15 protein-coding genes and 2 pseudogenes are annotated in these 18,021 nt (G+C 72.7%); 5 read left to right on the forward strand and 12 right to left on the reverse strand.

What is annotated here, in order from left to right; genetic code table 11:
* Positions 1-17: 17 nt before the first annotated feature.
* Positions 18-1,616, reverse strand: coding sequence for an ABC-F family ATP-binding cassette domain-containing protein (locus E3Z34_RS09875; protein ID WP_134773452.1), 1,599 nt, complete (start codon positions 1,614-1,616; stop codon positions 18-20).
* 168 nt (positions 1,617-1,784) lie between these two features.
* On the opposite strand from E3Z34_RS09875, the gene ypfJ reads away from it, so the two are divergent.
* The gene (gene ypfJ / locus E3Z34_RS09880) at positions 1,785-2,651 is read left to right on the forward strand and encodes a KPN_02809 family neutral zinc metallopeptidase (RefSeq protein ID WP_134773453.1); all 867 of its coding nucleotides are present in this window, start codon (positions 1,785-1,787) and stop codon (positions 2,649-2,651) included.
* Between the two features lie 238 nt (positions 2,652-2,889).
* Positions 2,890-4,287 (forward strand): dicarboxylate/amino acid:cation symporter, encoded by a 1,398-nt coding sequence (locus E3Z34_RS09885; protein WP_134773454.1) that lies wholly within the window; start codon positions 2,890-2,892, stop codon positions 4,285-4,287.
* Between the two features lie 42 nt (positions 4,288-4,329).
* On the opposite strand, the gene E3Z34_RS09890 is transcribed toward E3Z34_RS09885, so the two are convergent.
* From E3Z34_RS09890 to E3Z34_RS09930, 9 genes are read right to left on the reverse strand one after another with little or no spacing between them, the layout of a single operon-like run.
* Positions 4,330-5,055, reverse strand: coding sequence for an acVLRF1 family peptidyl-tRNA hydrolase (locus tag E3Z34_RS09890; RefSeq protein ID WP_134773455.1), 726 nt, complete (start codon positions 5,053-5,055; stop codon positions 4,330-4,332).
* A 28-nt stretch (positions 5,056-5,083) separates the two neighbouring features.
* Positions 5,084-5,410 (reverse strand): metal-sulfur cluster assembly factor, encoded by a 327-nt coding sequence (locus tag E3Z34_RS09895; protein ID WP_134773456.1) that lies wholly within the window; start codon positions 5,408-5,410, stop codon positions 5,084-5,086.
* Positions 5,407-5,904: a Fe-S cluster assembly sulfur transfer protein SufU gene (sufU, locus tag E3Z34_RS09900; RefSeq protein WP_134773457.1), complete on the reverse strand. Its 498-nt coding sequence runs from the start codon at positions 5,902-5,904 to the stop codon at positions 5,407-5,409. The genes E3Z34_RS09895 and sufU overlap by 4 nt, the downstream gene beginning before the upstream one ends.
* Before the next feature lie 16 nt (positions 5,905-5,920).
* Entirely contained in the window at positions 5,921-7,261 is a 1,341-nt protein-coding gene (locus E3Z34_RS09905; RefSeq protein ID WP_134773458.1) for a SufS family cysteine desulfurase, read from the reverse strand.
* A 23-nt stretch (positions 7,262-7,284) separates the two neighbouring features.
* Positions 7,285-8,043 (reverse strand): Fe-S cluster assembly ATPase SufC, encoded by a 759-nt coding sequence (gene sufC / locus E3Z34_RS09910; RefSeq protein ID WP_134773459.1) that lies wholly within the window; start codon positions 8,041-8,043, stop codon positions 7,285-7,287.
* A 46-nt stretch (positions 8,044-8,089) separates the two neighbouring features.
* Positions 8,090-8,425 carry a non-heme iron oxygenase ferredoxin subunit gene (locus E3Z34_RS09915; RefSeq protein ID WP_134773460.1) on the reverse strand — a complete coding sequence of 112 codons (336 nt, stop codon included), beginning with the start codon at positions 8,423-8,425 and terminating at the stop codon, positions 8,090-8,092.
* Complete coding sequence (gene sufD / locus E3Z34_RS09920) at positions 8,422-9,663, reverse strand: Fe-S cluster assembly protein SufD (protein WP_134773461.1); 1,242 nt, start codon at positions 9,661-9,663, stop codon at positions 8,422-8,424. Before sufD ends, E3Z34_RS09915 begins: the two co-directional genes overlap by 4 nt.
* Positions 9,663-11,084 (reverse strand): Fe-S cluster assembly protein SufB, encoded by a 1,422-nt coding sequence (gene sufB, locus E3Z34_RS09925; RefSeq protein ID WP_134773462.1) that lies wholly within the window; start codon positions 11,082-11,084, stop codon positions 9,663-9,665. Before sufB ends, sufD begins: the two co-directional genes overlap by 1 nt.
* Positions 11,081-11,656: a helix-turn-helix transcriptional regulator gene (locus E3Z34_RS09930; protein WP_194092405.1), complete on the reverse strand. Its 576-nt coding sequence runs from the start codon at positions 11,654-11,656 to the stop codon at positions 11,081-11,083. Before E3Z34_RS09930 ends, sufB begins: the two co-directional genes overlap by 4 nt.
* Before the next feature lie 381 nt (positions 11,657-12,037).
* On the opposite strand from E3Z34_RS09930, the gene E3Z34_RS09935 reads away from it, so the two are divergent.
* Together E3Z34_RS09935 and E3Z34_RS09940 are read left to right on the forward strand one after the other, a co-directional pair.
* Positions 12,038-12,730: an ABC transporter ATP-binding protein gene (locus E3Z34_RS09935; RefSeq protein ID WP_134774850.1), complete on the forward strand. Its 693-nt coding sequence runs from the start codon at positions 12,038-12,040 to the stop codon at positions 12,728-12,730.
* Positions 12,727-13,488, forward strand: coding sequence for an ABC transporter permease (locus E3Z34_RS09940; protein WP_134773463.1), 762 nt, complete (start codon positions 12,727-12,729; stop codon positions 13,486-13,488). Before E3Z34_RS09935 ends, E3Z34_RS09940 begins: the two co-directional genes overlap by 4 nt.
* Positions 13,489-13,570: 82 nt before the next feature.
* Here the strand turns inward: E3Z34_RS09940 and E3Z34_RS09945 are convergent, their stop codons facing one another.
* Together E3Z34_RS09945 and E3Z34_RS09950 are read right to left on the reverse strand one after the other, a co-directional pair.
* The gene (locus tag E3Z34_RS09945) at positions 13,571-14,593 is read right to left on the reverse strand and encodes a COX15/CtaA family protein (RefSeq protein ID WP_134773464.1); all 1,023 of its coding nucleotides are present in this window, start codon (positions 14,591-14,593) and stop codon (positions 13,571-13,573) included.
* Positions 14,594-14,618: 25 nt separating this feature from the next.
* Positions 14,619-15,543, reverse strand: a pseudogene (locus E3Z34_RS09950) (heme o synthase).
* Between the two features lie 259 nt (positions 15,544-15,802).
* On the opposite strand from E3Z34_RS09950, the pseudogene tkt reads away from it, so the two are divergent.
* Positions 15,803-18,006: pseudogene (tkt, locus tag E3Z34_RS09955) on the forward strand (transketolase); the annotation flags it as partial.
* Between the last annotated feature and the right edge of the window lie 15 nt (positions 18,007-18,021).

The raw sequence follows: 18,021 nt of genomic DNA on the forward strand, positions 1-18,021 counted from the left end.
GCGCCCGGTGGCCGGGGTCAGGCCAGGGCGATCAGGTCCTGGTAGTCGCGGCCCCACAGGTCCTCGACCCCGTCGGGCAGCAGCAGCACCCGCTCGGGCTCCAGGGCGCTCACCGCTCCCTCGTCGTGGCTGACGAGCACGACCGCTCCCTCGTAGGAGCGCAGGGCCGCCAGCACTTCTTCCCGGGAGGCCGGGTCGAGGTTGTTGGTGGGCTCGTCCAGGAGCAGGACGTTGGCGGCCGAGACCACGAGGATGGCCAGGGCGAGCCTCGTCTTCTCCCCGCCGGAGAGCACACCCGCCGGCTTGTCCACGTCGTCACCGCTGAAGAGGAAGGACCCGAGCACCTTGCGTGTCTCGGTCTCGTCCAGGTCGGGCGCGGCGCTCTTCATGTTCTCCAGGACCGACCGGGTCACGTCCAGGGTCTCGTGCTCCTGCGCGTAGTAGCCGAGCTTGAGCCCGTGCCCCGGGACGACCTCACCGGTGTCCGGTCGGTCGATCCCCGCGAGCAGCCGCAGCAGCGTGGTCTTCCCGGCCCCGTTGAGGCCGAGCACCACGACCTTCGATCCCCGGTCGACCGCCAGGTCGACGTCGGTGAAGATCTCCAGGGAGCCGTAGGAGCGCGACAGCCCCTCCGCCGTCAGCGGGGTGCGGCCGCACGGCGCGGGGGTGGGGAAGCGCAGCTTGGCCACCTTGTCGGCCTGCCGCTCCCCCTCCAGCCCCGCCAGCATCCGTTCGGCACGGCGCGCCATGTTCTGCGCCGCCACGGCCTTGGTCGCCTTGGCCCGCATCTTGTCGGCCTGCGCCAGCAGGGCGGCCGCCTTCTTCTCGGTGTTAGCGCGCTCCCGGTGCCGCCGGCGCTCGTCGGCCTCCCGCTGGACGAGGTAGCTGCGCCACCCCATGTTGTAGATGTCCATGACCTGACGGTTGGCGTCGAGGTAGAACACCTTGTTGACGACGGTCTCGATGAGGTCCACGTCGTGCGAGATGATCATCAGACCACCGGCGTAGCCGCGCAGGTGCTCCCGCAGCCAGACCACGGAGTCGGCGTCCAGGTGGTTGGTGGGCTCGTCCAGCAGCAGCGTGTCGGCCCCGCTGAAGAGGATGCGGGCCAGCTCGATCCGTCGCCGCTGCCCGCCGGAGAGGGTATGCAGCGGCTGGGCGAGCACCCGGTCCGGCAGCCCCAGGCTCGAGGCGATCGAGGCGGCCTCGCTCTCTGCGGCATACCCCCCGCGCGAGGTGAACTCAGCCTCCAGCCGGGAGTAGCGGCGCATCGCCTTCTCGCGTGCCTCCCCCTCCTGGGTCGCCATCGCCTCCTCCGCGGCCCGCATGCCGCGGATGACCTCGTCCAAGCCGCGGGCGGACAGGATCCGGTCGCGGCCCAGGACCTCCAGGTCCCCGGTCCGGGGGTCCTGCGGGAGGTAGCCGATCTGTCCGGTGCGCCCGATCGTCCCGCCGCTCGGCTGACCCTCGCCGGCCAGGATCTTGGTCAGCGTCGTCTTCCCCGCGCCGTTGCGCCCCACCAGGCCGACCCGGTCACCGGCGCCGACGCGGAAGGTGACGTCCTCCATGAGCAACCGGGACCCGACGCGGATCTCGACGGCGCTGGCGGTGATCACGGGTGGCTCCTCCTGGGCGCTCGGGCAGCCCGGACCGGGGCTGCGGGGGAAGGGGGGTGGGACGGCACGCCGGACCGGCGGGTGCACGGTGGTGGGCGGATGACTAGTCTACGCGCTAGACCCCCGGTCACCCGACCGGCGCGGACGCACGCACCAGCGGAGGCATCCATGACGTTCAGGGAGAACGCCAACATCGGCGGCGGCAGGGCCCGTCGCGGTGGCGGCGGAGGCGGCGGCATGGCCGTCGGGGGCGGCATCGGCGCGCTCCTGCTGGCGCTGCTGGTCATGCTCTTCGGCGGCGACCCGGGACAGGTCCTCCAGCCCCAGTCGCAGGGGCAGGACTCCTCGGCCCAGAACGTGGACCTGGCCGAGTGCCGCACCGGGGCCGACGCCAACGAGAACGTCGATTGCCGGATGAAGGGCGGGATGGCCTCGCTGGAGACATACTGGACCGAGGTCTACCCCCGTGCGGCCCCGGCCACCGCCATCCTCTTCTCGGGCGGCGTCAACACCCAGTGCGGCCAGGCCAGCAGCGCCGTCGGACCCTTCTACTGCCCGCTCGACCGGCAGATCTACCTGGACACCAGCTTCTTCCAGCAGCTCGAGGGCCAGCTCGGCGCCGAGGGCGGCTCGCTGGGCGAGCTTTACGTCCTGGCGCACGAGTACGGCCACCACATCCAGAACTACACCGGGGCGCTGCAGGCCTCCCAGCAGTCCCGGCAGGGCGAGGAGTCCGGCGCGGTGCGGGTGGAGCTGCAGGCCGACTGCTTCGCCGGCGCCTGGGTCGGTCACGTCGCCCAGGGCGAGGACGCCCTCCTCGAGCCGCCCACCGAGGAGCAGATCCGCTCCGCCCTGTCGGCCGCCGCGGCCGTGGGTGACGACTCGATCCAGGAGCGTATGCAGGGCCAGGTCACCCCGCACACGTGGACCCACGGCTCCTCCGAGCAGCGGATGGGGTGGTTCATGCGCGGCTACCAGTCGGCGGACGCCAACCAATGCGACGTGCTCAACGCCGCGAGCGTGGACGACTACTGAGCCGCCCGCCACATCGTCGCAGCCGCCGTCCGGTCCGACCGGGCGGCGGCTTCGTCGTGCCGGGTGGTCGCCCGGCCGACGGAGGTGACCGGGATCACACAGGTCCCGCCCCGAGGGGCGGAATGGGCACCCATAACCCGGTGTTGCGACATACCGTGGCTCGCTGTGCGGTCACACCCGACCACGGGGGGACCGACGACGCTGCCCCCGCCCCCACGTCAACGAAAGGGTGCTCCTCGTGCTCTCCAGACTCCCCCGGGTCTCCTTCGGGACCCAGGTGCTCATCGGGCTCGTGCTCGGCGTCGCGCTCGGCCTCGTGGCGCGGGCCACCGGCGCCAGCGCCGACAACCCGACCTGGCTCTCCGAGACCCTGCGCATCATCGGGTCCTCGTTCGTGACCCTGCTGCGCACCATCGTGCCGCCCCTGGTCTTCCTGGCCATCGTGTCCTCGATCGCCAACCTGCGGGAGGTGACCAACGCCGCCCGCCTCGCCTGGCAGACGCTGCTGTGGTTCGCGATCACCGCGCTGATCTCGGTGGGCATCGGCATCGCCACCGGTCTTCTCCTGGACCCGGCCCGCGGCGCCGGTGTCACCGCCGCCGACGCGGCCGAGCCCTCGCGCACCGGCGGCTGGCTCGACTTCCTCACGGGCATCATCCCCGCCAACGCGCTCGGCCTGTCGGCCAGCGCGAACGACGCCGGCGTCAACCTGTCGTTCAACGTCCTGCAGATCCTCATCGTGGCGATCGCCGTCGGGATCGCCGTCGTCAAGGTCGGCGACGCGGCCGAGCCCTTCCTCACCTTCAGCCGCTCCGCGCTCAGCGTGGTGCAGAAGGTCCTGTGGTGGATCATCCTGCTCGCCCCGCTCGCGACCGTCGGTCTGCTCGGGAACGCCATCGTGGCCTACGGCTGGGACACGCTCGGCTCCCTGGGCCGCTTCACCCTGGCGATCTACGTGGGCCTGTTGCTCGTGATCGGCGTGCTCTACCCCGTGCTGCTGCGCGTGCACGGCCTGTCGGTCCGGCAGTTCTTCTCCGGCGCCTGGCCCGCCATCCAGCTGGCCTTCGTCTCGCGGTCCTCCATCGGCACGATGCCGGTCACCCAGGCGGTCACGGAGCGCAACCTCGGCGTCCCCCGCGCGTACTCCTCCTTCGCCGTCCCGCTGGGCGCGACCACCAAGATGGACGGGTGCGCCGCGATCTACCCGGCGATCGCCGCGATCTTCGTCGCGCAGTTCTTCGGGGTCCAGCTGGGCCTCACCGAGTACCTCCTCATCGCCTTCGTGGCGGTCATCGGCTCGGCCGCCACGGCGGGCGTCACCGGGGCTACCGTCATGCTCACCCTCACGCTGTCCACCCTGGGCCTGCCGCTCGAGGGCGTCGGTCTGCTCCTGGCGGTCGACCCGATCCTCGACATGGGCCGCACCGCCACCAACGTGGCCGGCCAGGCACTCATCCCCACGATCGTGGCCAAGCGCGAGGGCATCCTGGACCGGGCCGCCTACGACGCAGCGCGCCGTGGCCTGCCCTGGGCGACCGAGACCCCGGTCGCCCCGGAGGAGCGCCCCGCCCGGGACGCGGAGACCGGAGCCGACACCTCGCCGCCGCGTCAGAACCAGCCGGAGCCGGCTCGCTGAGCCCGAGGCTGAGCCCGACGCCCCCGGCCTGACCGGGACGCGTCAAGGACGCGGCGCCGCCCCCTTCCCGGGGACTGCGCCGCGTCCTTCGGCGTTGTGCACGCGGACCCGGACCGCCCGCCCGCGGCGCACCGCCTCCTCCAGGACGGACCGTCGGGGGTCGGCGAGGTCCGGCAGCTCCCGTCGCGGCAGGTCCGGCACCCGCCGGCGAGGCCCGTGGCCGAGCCCGGCCAGGGCCTGAGCGGTCAGGGAGGGGTCACCTCCCACCACCAGGGCCGCCACCGGCCCGGCCCGGCCCTCCCCCTCCTGCAGCACCCGGACGGCGTGGCCCACGAGCGCGCCGACGAGCTCGTCGGCCTGGTTGGCGCGCCGGCGGGCGAAGCGCTGCTGGCTCCAGCCGCCCGCGGCGGTGCGCGACTGGACGTGACGCGTGCCCACCTTGGAGGCGAGGAGCTCGCCACCGCCCGAGCTGACGGCCACGGCATACCCGCCCCGTCGGACCAGCAGGGTCAGCACCGGGCCGGGTGGTCGCACCCAGGCCGCGGCGGCCGACAGGTCGGGCGGCCGGTCGGCCCCCGAGGGCGAGGCCCAGCCCTGAAGACGGGCCCAGGAGCCGTCGGCGGCCGACAGCAGGTACGCCGACGGGGAGCCTCCCTGGCCCTCGGCGTCGGCGAGCGACCAGGTGACCTCCCCGTGGGAGGTGGTGAACCGCGCGACCCAGCCGGCGATACGCTCGGGGGCGACCTCGACCGGCCGGGGTGCGGTCATCGGCGGGCGGCGGCCGGGAGGCCGCTGCTCAGACGTTGAAGCCGAGGGCGCGCAGCTGCTCACGCCCGTCGTCGGTGATCTTGTCCGGGCCCCACGGCGGCATCCAGACCCAGTTGATGCGGTGGCTGGCCACCAGCCCCTCCAGGGTCTGGGCGATCTGGTCCTCGATGACGTCCGTGAGCGGGCACGCCGCCGAGGTCAGGGTCATGTCGATGACGGCGTGGGACGCGGCGTCGACGGTCACGCCGTAGACGAGCCCGAGGTCCACGACGTTGATGCCGAGCTCGGGGTCGACGACGTCACGCAAGGCCTCCTCGATGTCGGCCACGTTGGGCGGGGTGGTCGTGGTCATCATGCCTCCAGGTGAGATGGTCGGTCAGTGGTCGGGCTGGGTGCTGGCGGCCGAGAGATGTCGACCCCGGCACGGGCCAGGGCGTCCAGGTAGGCCCCCCAGGGCAGGAGGGCGCACTTGATACGCGCAGGATATTTCGCGACGCCGGCGAAGGCGACCGCGTCCCCGACCTGCTCGGGGTCACCGGGGTCCGCGCCCTTGCTGGTGAGCATGGCGTGCACGTGGCGGTAGGTCTGCAGGGTGCTGGCCACGGGGTGCCCCAGGGACTCCTCCGCGAGCACCGAGGCGGCGGCGACCGAGATGGAGCACCCGAGCGCGTCGTAGGACACGTCCTCCAGGACGGCGTCCGCCCCGCTGCCGAGGACCCGGACCCGCAGGCTGATCTCGTCGCCGCAGGTCGGGTTGACGTGGTTGACCTCGACGTCGTAGGGCTCTCGCAGCCCCGCGTGCTGGGGGTGCCGCGCGTGGTCGAGGATGAGCTCGCCGTACAGGTCCATCAGTGCTCCCTCTCCCTCACGCGCTCATCCCGAAGATCTGCGGCACACGGTCCAGCGCGGCGACGAAGGCGTCGATCTCCTCCGGGGAGGTGTAGACCGCGAAGCTCGCCCGGGTCGAGGCCGGCACCCGCAGCCGCCGGTGCAGCGGCCAGGCGCAGTGGTGCCCGGTCCGCACCGCGACGCCCGAGTCGTCCAGGACCTGGCCGACGTCGTGGGGGTGGACCCCGTCGACGACGAAGCTGACACAGCCCACCCGCTCGGTGGAGTCGGTCGGCCCGAGGACCCGCACCCAGGGGCGCTCGGCCAGCAGGTCGAGGGTATGCCGCACCAGCGCCTGGTCGTGCGCGTGCACCCGCTCCAGGCCGCCCTCGACGCCCGACAGGTAGTCCAGGGCCGCGGCCAGCCCGACGGCCTGGGCGGCCATCGGCACGCCCGCCTCGAACTTCTGGGGTGGCGGCGCCCAGGTGGATCCCTCCATGCGGACGACCTCGATCATCGACCCGCCCGTGAGGAACGGCGGCATGGCCTCCAGCAGCTCACGGCGGGCCCACAGGACCCCCACGCCGGAGGGGCCAAGCGTCTTGTGACCGGTGAGGACCAGCGCGTCGACCCCGGACCCGGGTGCGGTGAGCGGGCTCAGGTCGAGGTGCGGGGCCGACTGGCAGGCGTCCACGAGGACGAGCGCGCCGACGGCCCGCGCCGCGCGGACGACCGGGGAGTCGGGCCCCAGGTCGTTCAGGGTGCCCAGGACGTTCGAGACGTGGGTGAGCGAGACGACCTTCGTGCGGGCCGTGACGACCTCGCCGGGGTCCTCCAGGTGGCCGTCGTCGGTCACGCCGATCCAGCGCAGCGTCGCCCCGGTGCGACGGCACAGCTCCTGCCAGGGCACGAGGTTGGCGTGGTGCTCCATCTCGGTCACCACGACCTCGTCGCCCGGCCGCAGCCGCAGGCGGTCGGCCCAGGCCGGGTCTGCGCCGTCCATCGCCCCGGGCGCCGCGGCGTTGGAGAAGGCGTACGCCAGCAGGTTGAGCCCCTCGGTGCCGTTCTTGGTGAAGACGACCTCGTCGGCCGGGGCGCCGAGGAAGCGTGCCACGCCGGCACGGGCCCCCTCGAAGGCCTCGGTCGCCTCCTCGGCGAGCTGGTGCGCCCCGCGGTGCACGGCGGCGTTGTGCTGCTCGTAGAAGGCCCGCTCGGCCTCCAGCACCATCCGCGGCTTCTGCGAGGTCGCCCCGCTGTCGAGGTAGACGAGCGGACGGCCCCGGCGCACCGTGCGCCCCAGGATGGGGAAGTCCCCGCGCAGGCGCGCGAGCTGCTCCCCTCCCAGCGGGGGCGCGGCGGGGGGCCGGCCGGACGTCATACCTCGTCCTCCCGTGACCGCGATCAGAGGGCCGGGGTGAGGAACCGGTCGTAGCCCTCGGCCTCGAGGCGGTCGGCCAGCTCGCGGCCGCCGGACTCGGCGACCCGGCCCGCGACGAAGACGTGCACGAAGTCGGGCTGGATGTAGCGCAGGATCCGGGTGTAGTGGGTGATGAGCATCACGCCGAGGTCGGTGTTGGCCTTGACCCGGTTGACCCCCTCGGACACGACCTTGAGCGCGTCGATGTCCAGACCGGAGTCGGTCTCGTCCAGGATGGCGATCTTGGGCTGGAGGAGCTCCAGCTGCAGGATCTCGTGGCGCTTCTTCTCGCCGCCGGAGAAGCCCTCGTTGACGTTGCGCTCGGCGAAGGAGGAGTCCATCTTCAGCGCGTCCATGGCGCCCTTGACGTCCTTGACCCAGTGCCGCAGCTTGGGCGCCTCGCCGTCGATGGCGGTCTTGGCGGTCCGCAGGAAGTTGGACACGGACACGCCCGGCACCTCGACGGGGTACTGCATCGCCAGGAAGAGCCCGGCCTGCGCCCGCTCGTCGACGCCCATGTCCAGGACGTTCTCGCCGTCGAGGAGGACCTCGCCACCGGTGACGGTGTACTTGGGGTGGCCGGCGATGGCGTAGGCGAGCGTGGACTTGCCGGAGCCGTTCGGGCCCATGATGGCGTGCGTCTCGCCGGAGTTGATGGTCAGGTCGACGCCGCGCAGGATCTCCTTGGCGGTGTCGTCGGTCTCGACGCTGACCTGGAGGTTCTTGATCTCAAGGGTGGTCATGCTTGCTCCTTCGTGAGCAGGGTTGTCAAGGGTGTGGGGGTGCCGGTCAGCCGGCGAGCGTGACGTAGACGTCGTCGCCCTCGAGGGTGACGGTGTGGACCTGGACGGGCTGGGTCGCCGGCAGCTGCCGGGGCTGGCCCGTCCGCATGTCGAACTGGGACCCGTGCAGCCAGCACTCGATGAGGTCGCCCTCGACCTCGCCCTCGGCGAGGCTGACGTTGGCGTGCGTGCAGGTGTCGTCGAAGGCATGGATCTCACCGGCGGAGTCCCGCGCGATGGTGACCCGTCGTCCCTCGATCTCGGCGACGGCCGCCCCGACGCGGGGCAGGTCGTCCACCGAGCACACCCGGACGGCCTGGCTGACCTGCACGGGCTCGCTCATGCCTGGCCCTCGGGGAGGGTCACGCCGTCGCCGGGCTCCCCCATGGTGAGGCTGAGCTCGTCGTCGATGGCGACCATGAGCCGCTCCACGACCTCGGGGACGCCGATCTTGGCGATGATGTCGGCGAAGAAGCCGCGCACGACCAGCCGCTTGGCCTCGTCCTGACCGATGCCGCGCGACATCAGGTAGAACAGCTGCTCGTCGTCGAAGCGTCCGGTCGAGCTCGCGTGGCCGGCACCGGCGATCTGGCCGGTCTCGATCTCCAGGTTGGGCACCGAGTCGGCGCGCGCACCGTCGGTGAGCACCAGGTTGCGGTTGAGCTCGTAGGTCTCGATGTCCTCGGCCTCCTTGCGGATGAGGACGTCACCGACCCACACCGTGCGGGCGCTGTCGCCCTGCAGCGCGCCCTTGTAGGTGACCAGCGAGGTGCACCGGGGGGCGTTGTGGTCGACGAACGAGCGGTGCTCGAGGTGCTGGCCGGCGTCGGCGAAGTAGACCCCGAGGAGGGTGGCGTCGCCACCGGGGCCCGCGTAGCGGACGTTGGAGTTCATCCGCACGATGCCGCCGCCCAGGCTGACGGCGATGTGCTTGTAGGTGCCGTCCCGGCCCACGAGGGCCTCGTGCTGGCCCAGGTGCACCGCGTCGTCCTCCCAGCGCTGCAGACTGACGACGGTCAGCTCGGCGCCGTCCCCGACGATGACCTCGAGGTTGCCGGTGTGCTGCACGCTGCCGGTGTGGTCCAGGATGACCAGGGCCTTGCTGTGGGTGCCGGCCTCCAGGACGTAGTGGGCGTTGCTGCGTCGTCCCGCGCCACGGCCCTGCACGCTCACGCGCACCGGACCGTCCAGCTCGGCGTCCGCCGGGATCCGCACGTGGAGGGCCTCGGGGGTGTTGCTGCTGGCGACGGCCGCGCCGCGGTCCTCCGGGACCAGGACGGTGCCGCGGGGGGCCTGGCCCGGGGCGAGGGTGCCGACCTCCACGCCCGACGGGGCCTGCACGTCATACCCGGCTGCGGCGTCGCCCGGCTGGTCGTCGGTGGGGGCGTCGGACAGGACGCCGCCGAGCCGGTCGACGGGGGTGAACCGCCACTCCTCCTCGCGACCGGTCGGGACGGGGAAGGTCTCGACGTCGAAGGAGCGGTGGCGTGCGGCCCGGGACTCGTCCGGGATCCGGTGGTCGCCACCGATCTGGGCCTGGGGGTCCTGGTGCGTCTTGCTCTCGTCGATCAGAAGCGACATCAGCCGACGGCTCCTTCCATCTGCAGCTCGATGAGGCGGTTGAGCTCGAGGGCGTACTCCATGGGCAGCTCGCGGGCGATGGGCTCGACGAACCCGCGCACGATCATCGCCATGGCCTCGGTCTCGGACAGGCCTCGGGACATGAGGTAGAACATCTGGTCCTCGGACACCTTGGAGACGGTCGCCTCGTGACCCATCTGGACGTCGTCCTCGCGGACGTCGACGTAGGGGTAGGTGTCGGAGCGGGAGATCTGGTCGACGAGCAGGGCGTCGCACACCACCGAGGACTTGCTGTGGTGGGCGCCCTCGTTGATCTGGACCAGGCCGCGGTAGGACGAGCGGCCGCCGCCCCGGGCCACCGACTTGCTCACGATGGTCGAGGAGGTGTGGGGCGCGGCGTGGACCATCTTGGAGCCGGCGTCCTGGTGCTGGCCCTCGCCCGCGAAGGCGACAGAGAGGGTCTCACCCTTGGAGTGCTCGCCGAGCAGGAAGACGGCGGGGTACTTCATCGTCACCTTGGACCCGATGTTGCCGTCGATCCACTCCATGGTCGCGCCCTCGTCGCAGGTCGCGCGCTTGGTGACCAGGTTGTAGACGTTGTTCGACCAGTTCTGGATCGTCGTGTAGCGGACGCGTGCGTCCTTCTTGACGATGATCTCGACGACCGCCGAGTGCAGGCTGTCGGTCTTGTAGATCGGGGCGGTGCAGCCCTCGACGTAGTGCACCGAGGAGCCCTCGTCGGCGATGATGAGCGTGCGCTCGAACTGGCCCATGTTCTCGGTGTTGATGCGGAAGTAGGCCTGCAGCGGGATGTCGACGTGGACACCCTTGGGCACGTAGATGAACGAGCCGCCGGACCACACCGCCGTGTTCAGCGCGGAGAACTTGTTGTCACCGGCCGGGATGACCGAGCCGAAGTACTCCCGGAAGAGCTCCTCGTGCTCGCGCAGCGCGGTGTCGGTGTCCAGGAAGAGGACACCCTTCTCCTCCAGGTCCTCGCGGATCTGGTGGTAGACGACCTCGGACTCGTACTGCGCGGCGACGCCGGCGACGAGCCGCTGCTTCTCCGCCTCGGGGATGCCCAGGCGGTCGTAGGTGTTCTTGATGTCCTCGGGCAGGTCCTCCCAGCTGGTGGCCTGCTTCTCGGTGGACCGCACGAAGTACTTGATGTTGTCGAAGTCGATCTCCGACAGGTCGGCGCCCCAGTGCGGCATCGGCTTCTTGCCGAACAGGCGCAGGGCCTTCAGCCGCTGCTCCAGCATCCAGGCCGGCTCGTTCTTCAGCCCGGAGATGCCGCGGACGACCTCCTCGGACAGGCCGCGCCGCGCCGTGGCTCCGGCCAGGTCGCTGTCGGCCCAGCCGTACTCGTACTTCCCCAGGTCTTTCAGGCCTGGGTTGAGCTCCTCGATGTTGGTGCTCATCTCACGTCCTCTCGGCGAGCGTGCAGGGTGGTGGAAGGATCGGTCGGAACGGGGTGGTAGGGGCGCGGCGGGGCCGCCGCCTCCTGGTCGGGCGTCGGCGGGCCCGTGCCGAACGCGCCCGTAGGAACATACGTGGTGCACACGTGCTCGCCACCGGCGAGGGTGGCCAGCCGCTGGACGTGCACGCCCAGGACCCGGGAGATCACGTCGGTCTCGGCGTCGCAGAACTGACGGAACTCGGTCGCCACGGACCGGACGGGGCAGTGCCCCTGGCACAGCTGCAGGCCGGCCAGCCCGGTGCCCAGCCCGACGGGGCGGGTGGAGGCGGCGAACCCCTCCTCGGACAGGGCGCGGGCGAGGGCCGCGGCCCGGGTGTCCAGGTCGTCGACCCCGCTCTCGGCGACGGCCGCGTCCACGGCGACGCGCAACCGCTCCTCGAGCGCGGCCATCTGGTGCTCCGCGAAGCTCTCGACCGCCTGCTCCCCCGCGTGGTCGGCCAGGAAGTGCAGGGCCGCGGTTGCCACGTCGTCGTAGTGCGTCTGGAACTGGTCCTGCCCCAGCGAGGTGAGCACGTAGGCGCGGGCGGGGCGACCCCGGCCCCGGCGGGCGCCCGGGGCGGGCTCGTGCGCGGCGATGAGGCCGGCGTCCTCGAGCGCGTCCAGGTGCGGCGCACCGCCGCGGCGGTCAGCCCGAGGTCCTTGGCCAGGGCCGACGCGCTGATCGGGCCCTGGGCCCCCACGGCCAGACGGACCCGGTCGCGGGTCCGCGACTCGGTGTGCACGTCTGAGATATTCACCATGCCATTGTGACGTATATGTGAGCCCGAATCAAAGCCACACGCGGGGCGACCGGGGTCACACCGACGTGCCGCCGCGGGTGCCCGGTCCCGCCCCGGACCGACCCACCTCCGGCGCGTCCTAGACTGGTGGACCGTGACCACCCCCGCGCTGCGCATGACCGACGTGACCCGTCGGTTCGGCGCCACCGAGGCCCTGCGTGGCCTCTCGTGGACGGCGCGGGCGGGAGAGGTCACCTGCGTCCTCGGACCCAACGGCGCCGGCAAGACCACGGCCGTGGAGGTCGCGACCGGCCTGCAGGCCCCGGACGGCGGCACGGTGCGCGTCCTCGGGACGGACCCGTGGCACGCGCCGGCCGGGCACCGGGCCCGGGTCGGGGTCATGCTGCAGGACGGCGGGCTCCCCCAGGCCGTGCGCCCCGGCCAGCTCCTCTCGCACCTGGCCCGGTTCTGGGCCGATCCCGCCGACGTCCCGGCGCTGGTCACCCGGCTCGGCATCGACGCCTTCCTGGGCACCCCGGTCCGACGGCTGTCCGGCGGGCAGCGCCAGCGCGTGGCGCTCGCCGCCGCCCTCGTGGGCCGGCCGGACGTCGTCTTCCTCGACGAGCCCACCGCGGGCCTGGACCCCCACGCCCGCCGCGAGGTGCACGCCCTCATCCGGGAGGTCGCCGACGCGGGTGCCGCGACCGTCGTGACCTCGCACTCCTTCGAGGAGGCCGAGCGCCTGGCCGACCGCGTCGTCGTCATCGTCGGCGGCCGCGTCGCTGCGGAGGGGACGGTGACCGAGGTGGCCGGTGGCCGGGGGCTCGAGGACGCCTACTTCGCCCTCACCGACGGGGTGGCGCGATGAGCGCCCCGGCCTCCCCCGTCGTCCGGGTGCTCGCCCAGGCCAGGTTCGAGGCCGCCGGTCTGCTCCGGCACGGCGAGCAGCTCATCGTCTCGATGGTGCTGCCCCTGCTGGCCCTGGTCGGGCTGGCGCTGGTCCCCTACCCGGAGCTGGCGGTCGGCCCCTTCGCCGGCGAGGACCGGGTCGACGTGCTCGCCCCGGGGGTCCTCGCGCTCGCCGTGATGTCCACGGCCTTCACCGGGCAGGCGATCCTGCTCGCCTTCGAGCGACGCTGGGGCGTCCTGCGGCTGCTCGGCACCACCCCGCTCGGCCGGGGCGGGCTGCTCACCGCCAAGTCCCTGTCGGTCCTGGTGGTCATCGCCGTCCAGCTCGCCGTCGTCGGTGCCGTCGCGGCCGTCCTGGGCTGGCGGCCCGACCCGGCAGGGATCCTCCCCGCCCTGCTCGCCGTCGTCCTGGGCGCCGTCACCTTCACCGCCCTGGCGGCCTGCGTGGGCGGGGCCCTGCGCGCCGAGGCCACGCTCGCGGTGGCCAACCTGGTCTGGGTGCTCCTGGCCGCCGGAGGCGGTGTCCTGCTGCCCGCCGGCACCTTCCCGGAGCCGGTCGCGAGCGTGGTGGCCCTGCTCCCGTCCGCCGCGCTGGGCGACCTGCTGCGCGCCGCCCTCGTGCAGGGCACCTTGGCCTGGGGTCCGTTGCTCGTGCTGGCGGTATGGGGCGGCCTCGCCCTCGCCCTGGCCCGCCGGCTCCTGCGCTGGTCGGACTGACGTCTCCCGGACTGCGCCCCGCCCGACGCGGCGCGGCGCCAGGCCGCCGGTGGCGGCGGTCAGGAGCGCGTCAGCGCGGAGGTCAGGAGCGCGTCAGGGCGGCGGGCGCCTGACCCGGGGCCAGCGGCTCGTCCGGGACCGGGGCGGAGACGACATACATCTTCTCGACCGCCATGGTGGCCACCGCCGCCAGCGCGGCGGCCCCGGCCATGTGCAGACCGACCGCGAGCTCGGGCACGCCGTTGAAGAACTGGTAGTAGCCGATGAGCGCCTGGACGACGACGAGGGCGGCGAGCACGCCCAGGATCCGCCGCAGCGGGCCCGGCCAGCGGCGGGCGAGGCTGAGGCCCAGCGCGACCGCGGTGGCGGCGACCAGCACGTAGACGGGCACGACGTGCGCCCGGGTGATGAGGTAGGGGTCGAAGGTCAGGCGCGTCACCTCGCCCGCGTCGCCGGAGTGCGGGCCCGTCCCGGTGACCAGCGTGCCCAGGTAGATCGCGAGCGCGGTCGAGACAGCGAGCACCGGGGCGAGCGCGCGGGCCCACCGGCGGTCCGTCCCGCCCATCCGGCCCGGCCGCTCCGCCTGCGCGACGCTCGGCAACGACGCCCGCCTGGTGCGGTTGACCAGGACCGCTGCCAGCGCCACGAGCACCGCCGAGATGACGAAGTGAATCCCCACGACCCACGGGTTGAGGCCGGTACGCACCGTGATCCCGCCGATGACGGCCTGCACGATGATCCCCAGGCCGATCGCCCCCGCGATCAGCACGAAACCGGGGTGGCGACGCCGCGAGCGCCAGACCGCCAGGGCCGTGAGCACCGCGATGATGACCAGCAGGAAGGTGAGCAGGCGGTTTCCGAACTCGATGACGCCGTGCAGGCCCATCTCGGGCGTGTTCGTCCAGGACTCGTCCGTGCACCGCGGCCACGTGGGGCAGCCCAGGCCGCTGCCCGTGAGCCGCACCGCGCCCCCGGTGACGATGAGCAGGGCGTTGGCGAGCACGGAGGCCCAGGCCGTGACCCGCACCCAGCCGTTCACCTCCGTCGGCAGCAGGAAGGTCGTGAGCCGGCGTCCCGCGGAGGGCTGCGCTGGTGCTGGGGTCATGTCTCCTCGGGGCGGCGTGCGCCGGTCACAGGGGCAGCGGGTAGAAGAGCAGGGGGTCGACGGCGACGCCCAGGAAGAGCAGGGTGAGGTAGCTGATCGAGTAGTGGAACAGCCTCATGGCCCCCAGCGCCTTGCCGGTCTCCCCGGCGCGGGCACGGGCCAGCAGCCGGTGCGACTCGAGGATGAAGACGGCCCCGGAGACGACGGCCACCACGCTGTAGAGCCAGCCCATCGGGGCCACCGGGATGAGCCCCAGGGAGGCCAGCACCGTCACCCAGGAGTAGACGACGATCTGGCGCCCCACCGCCGTGTCCTCGGCGACGACGGGCAGCATCGGGACGCCCGCGGCGGCGTAGTCCTCCCGGAACCGCATGGACAGCGGCCAGTAGTGCGGCGGGGTCCAGAAGAAGACGACGAGGAAGAGGATGAGGGCCGCCCAGGACAGCGAGTCGGTGACCGCCGACCAGCCGATGAGCACCGGCATGCAGCCAGCGACCCCGCCCCAGACGATGTTCTGGCTGGTGCGGCGCTTGAGGATCATCGTGTAGAAGACGACGTAGAGCGCGATGGCGCCCAGCGCCAGCCAGGCGGACAGCCAGTTGACGAGCAGCCCCAGCCACAGCACCGCGGCGATCCCGGCAGCACGACGCCGAAGACCACGGCCTGGCGCGGGGAGATCGTCCCCGTCACCAGGGGCCGGTTGGAGGTGCGCTGCATGTGCGCGTCGATGTCCCGGTCCAGCCAGCAGTTGAGCACGTTGGCGGACGCGGCGGCCAGCGTGCGCCCACCAGCGTGGCCACGATGAGCCACACGGCGGGGATGCCGCGCTCGGCGAGGAACATCACCGGGAAGGTCGTGACCAGCAGCAGCTCGATGATGCGGGGCTTGGTCAGGGCGACGTAGTCGCGGAGCACGTCCTTCCAGCCGCGGTGCGCTGGAGGGGAGCCCACCGGTCCTGCGTCCGCTGCGTCGAGCGTGGGCGCGGGTCGGGAGGGGTCACGGTGTCCTTCGGGCGGTGCGGTGGGCTGGGCAGGATGCTCCCCCGATGGTACTCGCTCCGCCCGCGCCCCCCGGACCGGCGCCGGCTCCCCCGTCGCGAGGCAACAGTTGGCGCTCGACGGGTCCGGCCGGGGCGGACGCACTAAGGTCGGGTATGCCGTGCCACGCCCTGGCGCGGAACCCGAGACCGTCCGCACCTCAGGAGAGAACGTGAGCGATTCCACGACCACCTACACCGCGGGCCGGGCCTCGAGCCTGAGCCGCCCGGTCGCCGAGAAGGTCGGGTGGACCGACGCGGACGTCCGGGCCGTCGACACGGCGCGGGTGCTGGCGGCCGACGCGGTCGAGAACGTCGGCAACGGCCACCCCGGGACCGCGATGAGCCTGGCCCCGCTGGCCTACCTGCTCTACCAGAACGTCATGGTCCACGACCCAGCCGACCCCCACTGGCTGGGCCGCGACCGGTTCGTCCTGTCGGCGGGACACTCCAGCCTCACGCAGTACGTCCAGCTCTACCTCAACGGCTACGGCCTGGAGCTGTCGGACCTCCGGGCGCTGCGGACCTGGGGCAGCGCCACCCCCGGCCACCCCGAGGTGCACCACACCACCGGCGTCGAGATCACCACCGGGCCGCTGGGCTCGGGCATGGCCTCCGCCGTGGGCATGGCGATGGCGCAGCGTCGCCAGCGCGGCCTCCTGGACCCGGACGCCGCCCCGGGTGAGTCCCCCTTCGACCACCACGTCTGGGTCATCGCCTCCGACGGCGACATCATGGAGGGCGTCACCTCCGAGGCGTCCTCGCTGGCGGGTCACCAGGAGCTGTCCAACCTCACGGTCGTCTACGACCAGAACTTCATCTCCATCGAGGACGACACCGACATCTCCTTCAGCGAGGACGTCGCCAAGCGCTACGAGGCCTACGGCTGGCACGTCGAGACGATCGACTGGCGCGGCAGCGCGGGCTCGGCCGGCGAGGCGACCGAGGACGTCGAGGGGGTGGAGCAGCGCGAGGGCGCCTACGTCGAGGACGTCGACGCCCTGCACGCCGCGCTGCAGGCCTCGCGGGAGCGCACCGACAGGCCCACCCTGATCGTGCTCCGCACGATCATCGCCTGGCCGGCTCCCGAGGCCCAGGACACCGGCGCCTCGCACGGGTCCGCGCTGGTGCCGACGAGGTCGCTGCGACCAAGAAGCTGCTCGGCTTCGACCCGGAGCAGACCTTCCCGGAGGAGCAGGAGGTGCTCGACCACGTCCGCGCGGTGCGCGACCGGGGCCGGGAGGCGCACGAGGCGTGGCAGCAGCGCTACGACGCCTGGCGCGAGGCGAACCCCGACGGGGCCGCGCTGCTCGACCGGCTCCGCGACAAGACCCTGCCCGAGGGTCTGGACCAGGCGATCCCGTCCTTCGAGGCCGACGAGAAGGGGATGGCGACCCGCAAGGCGTCCGGCGAGGTGCTGACCGCGCTGGCGCCCGTCATGCCCGAGCTGTGGGGCGGCTCCGCCGACCTGGCCGGGTCCAACAACACCACGATGAAGGGCGAGCCGAGCTTCGTGCCCGCCGCGAAGGCGACGGAGATGTTCCCGGGCCACGAGTACGGCCGCACCCTGCACTTCGGCATCCGTGAGCACGCGATGGGCATGATCCTCAACGGGATCGCCCTGGAGGGCCTGACCCGGCCCTACGGCGGCACCTTCCTCGTCTTCTCCGACTACATGCGGCCCGCCGTGCGGCTCGCCTCGGTGCAGCAGCTGCCGGTCGTCTACGTCTGGACCCACGACAGCATCGGGCTGGGCGAGGACGGCCCGACCCACCAGCCGGTCGAGCACCTGGCCGCGCTGCGCGCCATACCCGGTCTGGACGTCGTGCGTCCCGCGGACGCCAACGAGACCGCCGTCGCCTGGCGCACCATCCTGGAGACGGTCGACCACCCCTCGGCGCTGGCCCTGACCCGGCAGAACGTCCCGACCTTCGACCGGGGCGAGGGAGGTATGGCGTCCGCCGAGGGCGTCGCGCGCGGCGCCTACGTGCTGGCCGAGGCCGAGGGCGGTCGCCCCGAGGTGATCCTCGTCGGGACCGGCTCGGAGGTCCAGCTCGCCGTGCGGGCGAGGGCGACGCTGCAGGCCGAGGGTGTCCCGACCCGGGTCGTGTCCATGCCCTGCCGCGAGTGGTTCGACGCCCAGGACGCGGCCTACCAGGAGGAGGTCCTGCCCGCCGACGTCCGCGCCCGGGTGTCGGTGGAGGCCGGCATCGCCATGGGGTGGCGCGAGGTGGTCGGCGACGCCGGCCGCAGCATCAGCATCGAGCACTTCGGTGCCTCCGCCGACTACGAGCGGCTCTACCAGGAGTTCGGCATCACCGCCGAGGCCGTTGTCGCCGCCGCCCGGGAGTCGCTCGCCGCGGCCAAGGGCGACCGGCCCCCGGGCAGGGCG

The sequence above is a fragment of the Ornithinimicrobium flavum genome, assembly GCF_004526345.1.
Taxonomy (GTDB): domain Bacteria; phylum Actinomycetota; class Actinomycetes; order Actinomycetales; family Dermatophilaceae; genus Ornithinicoccus; species Ornithinicoccus flavus.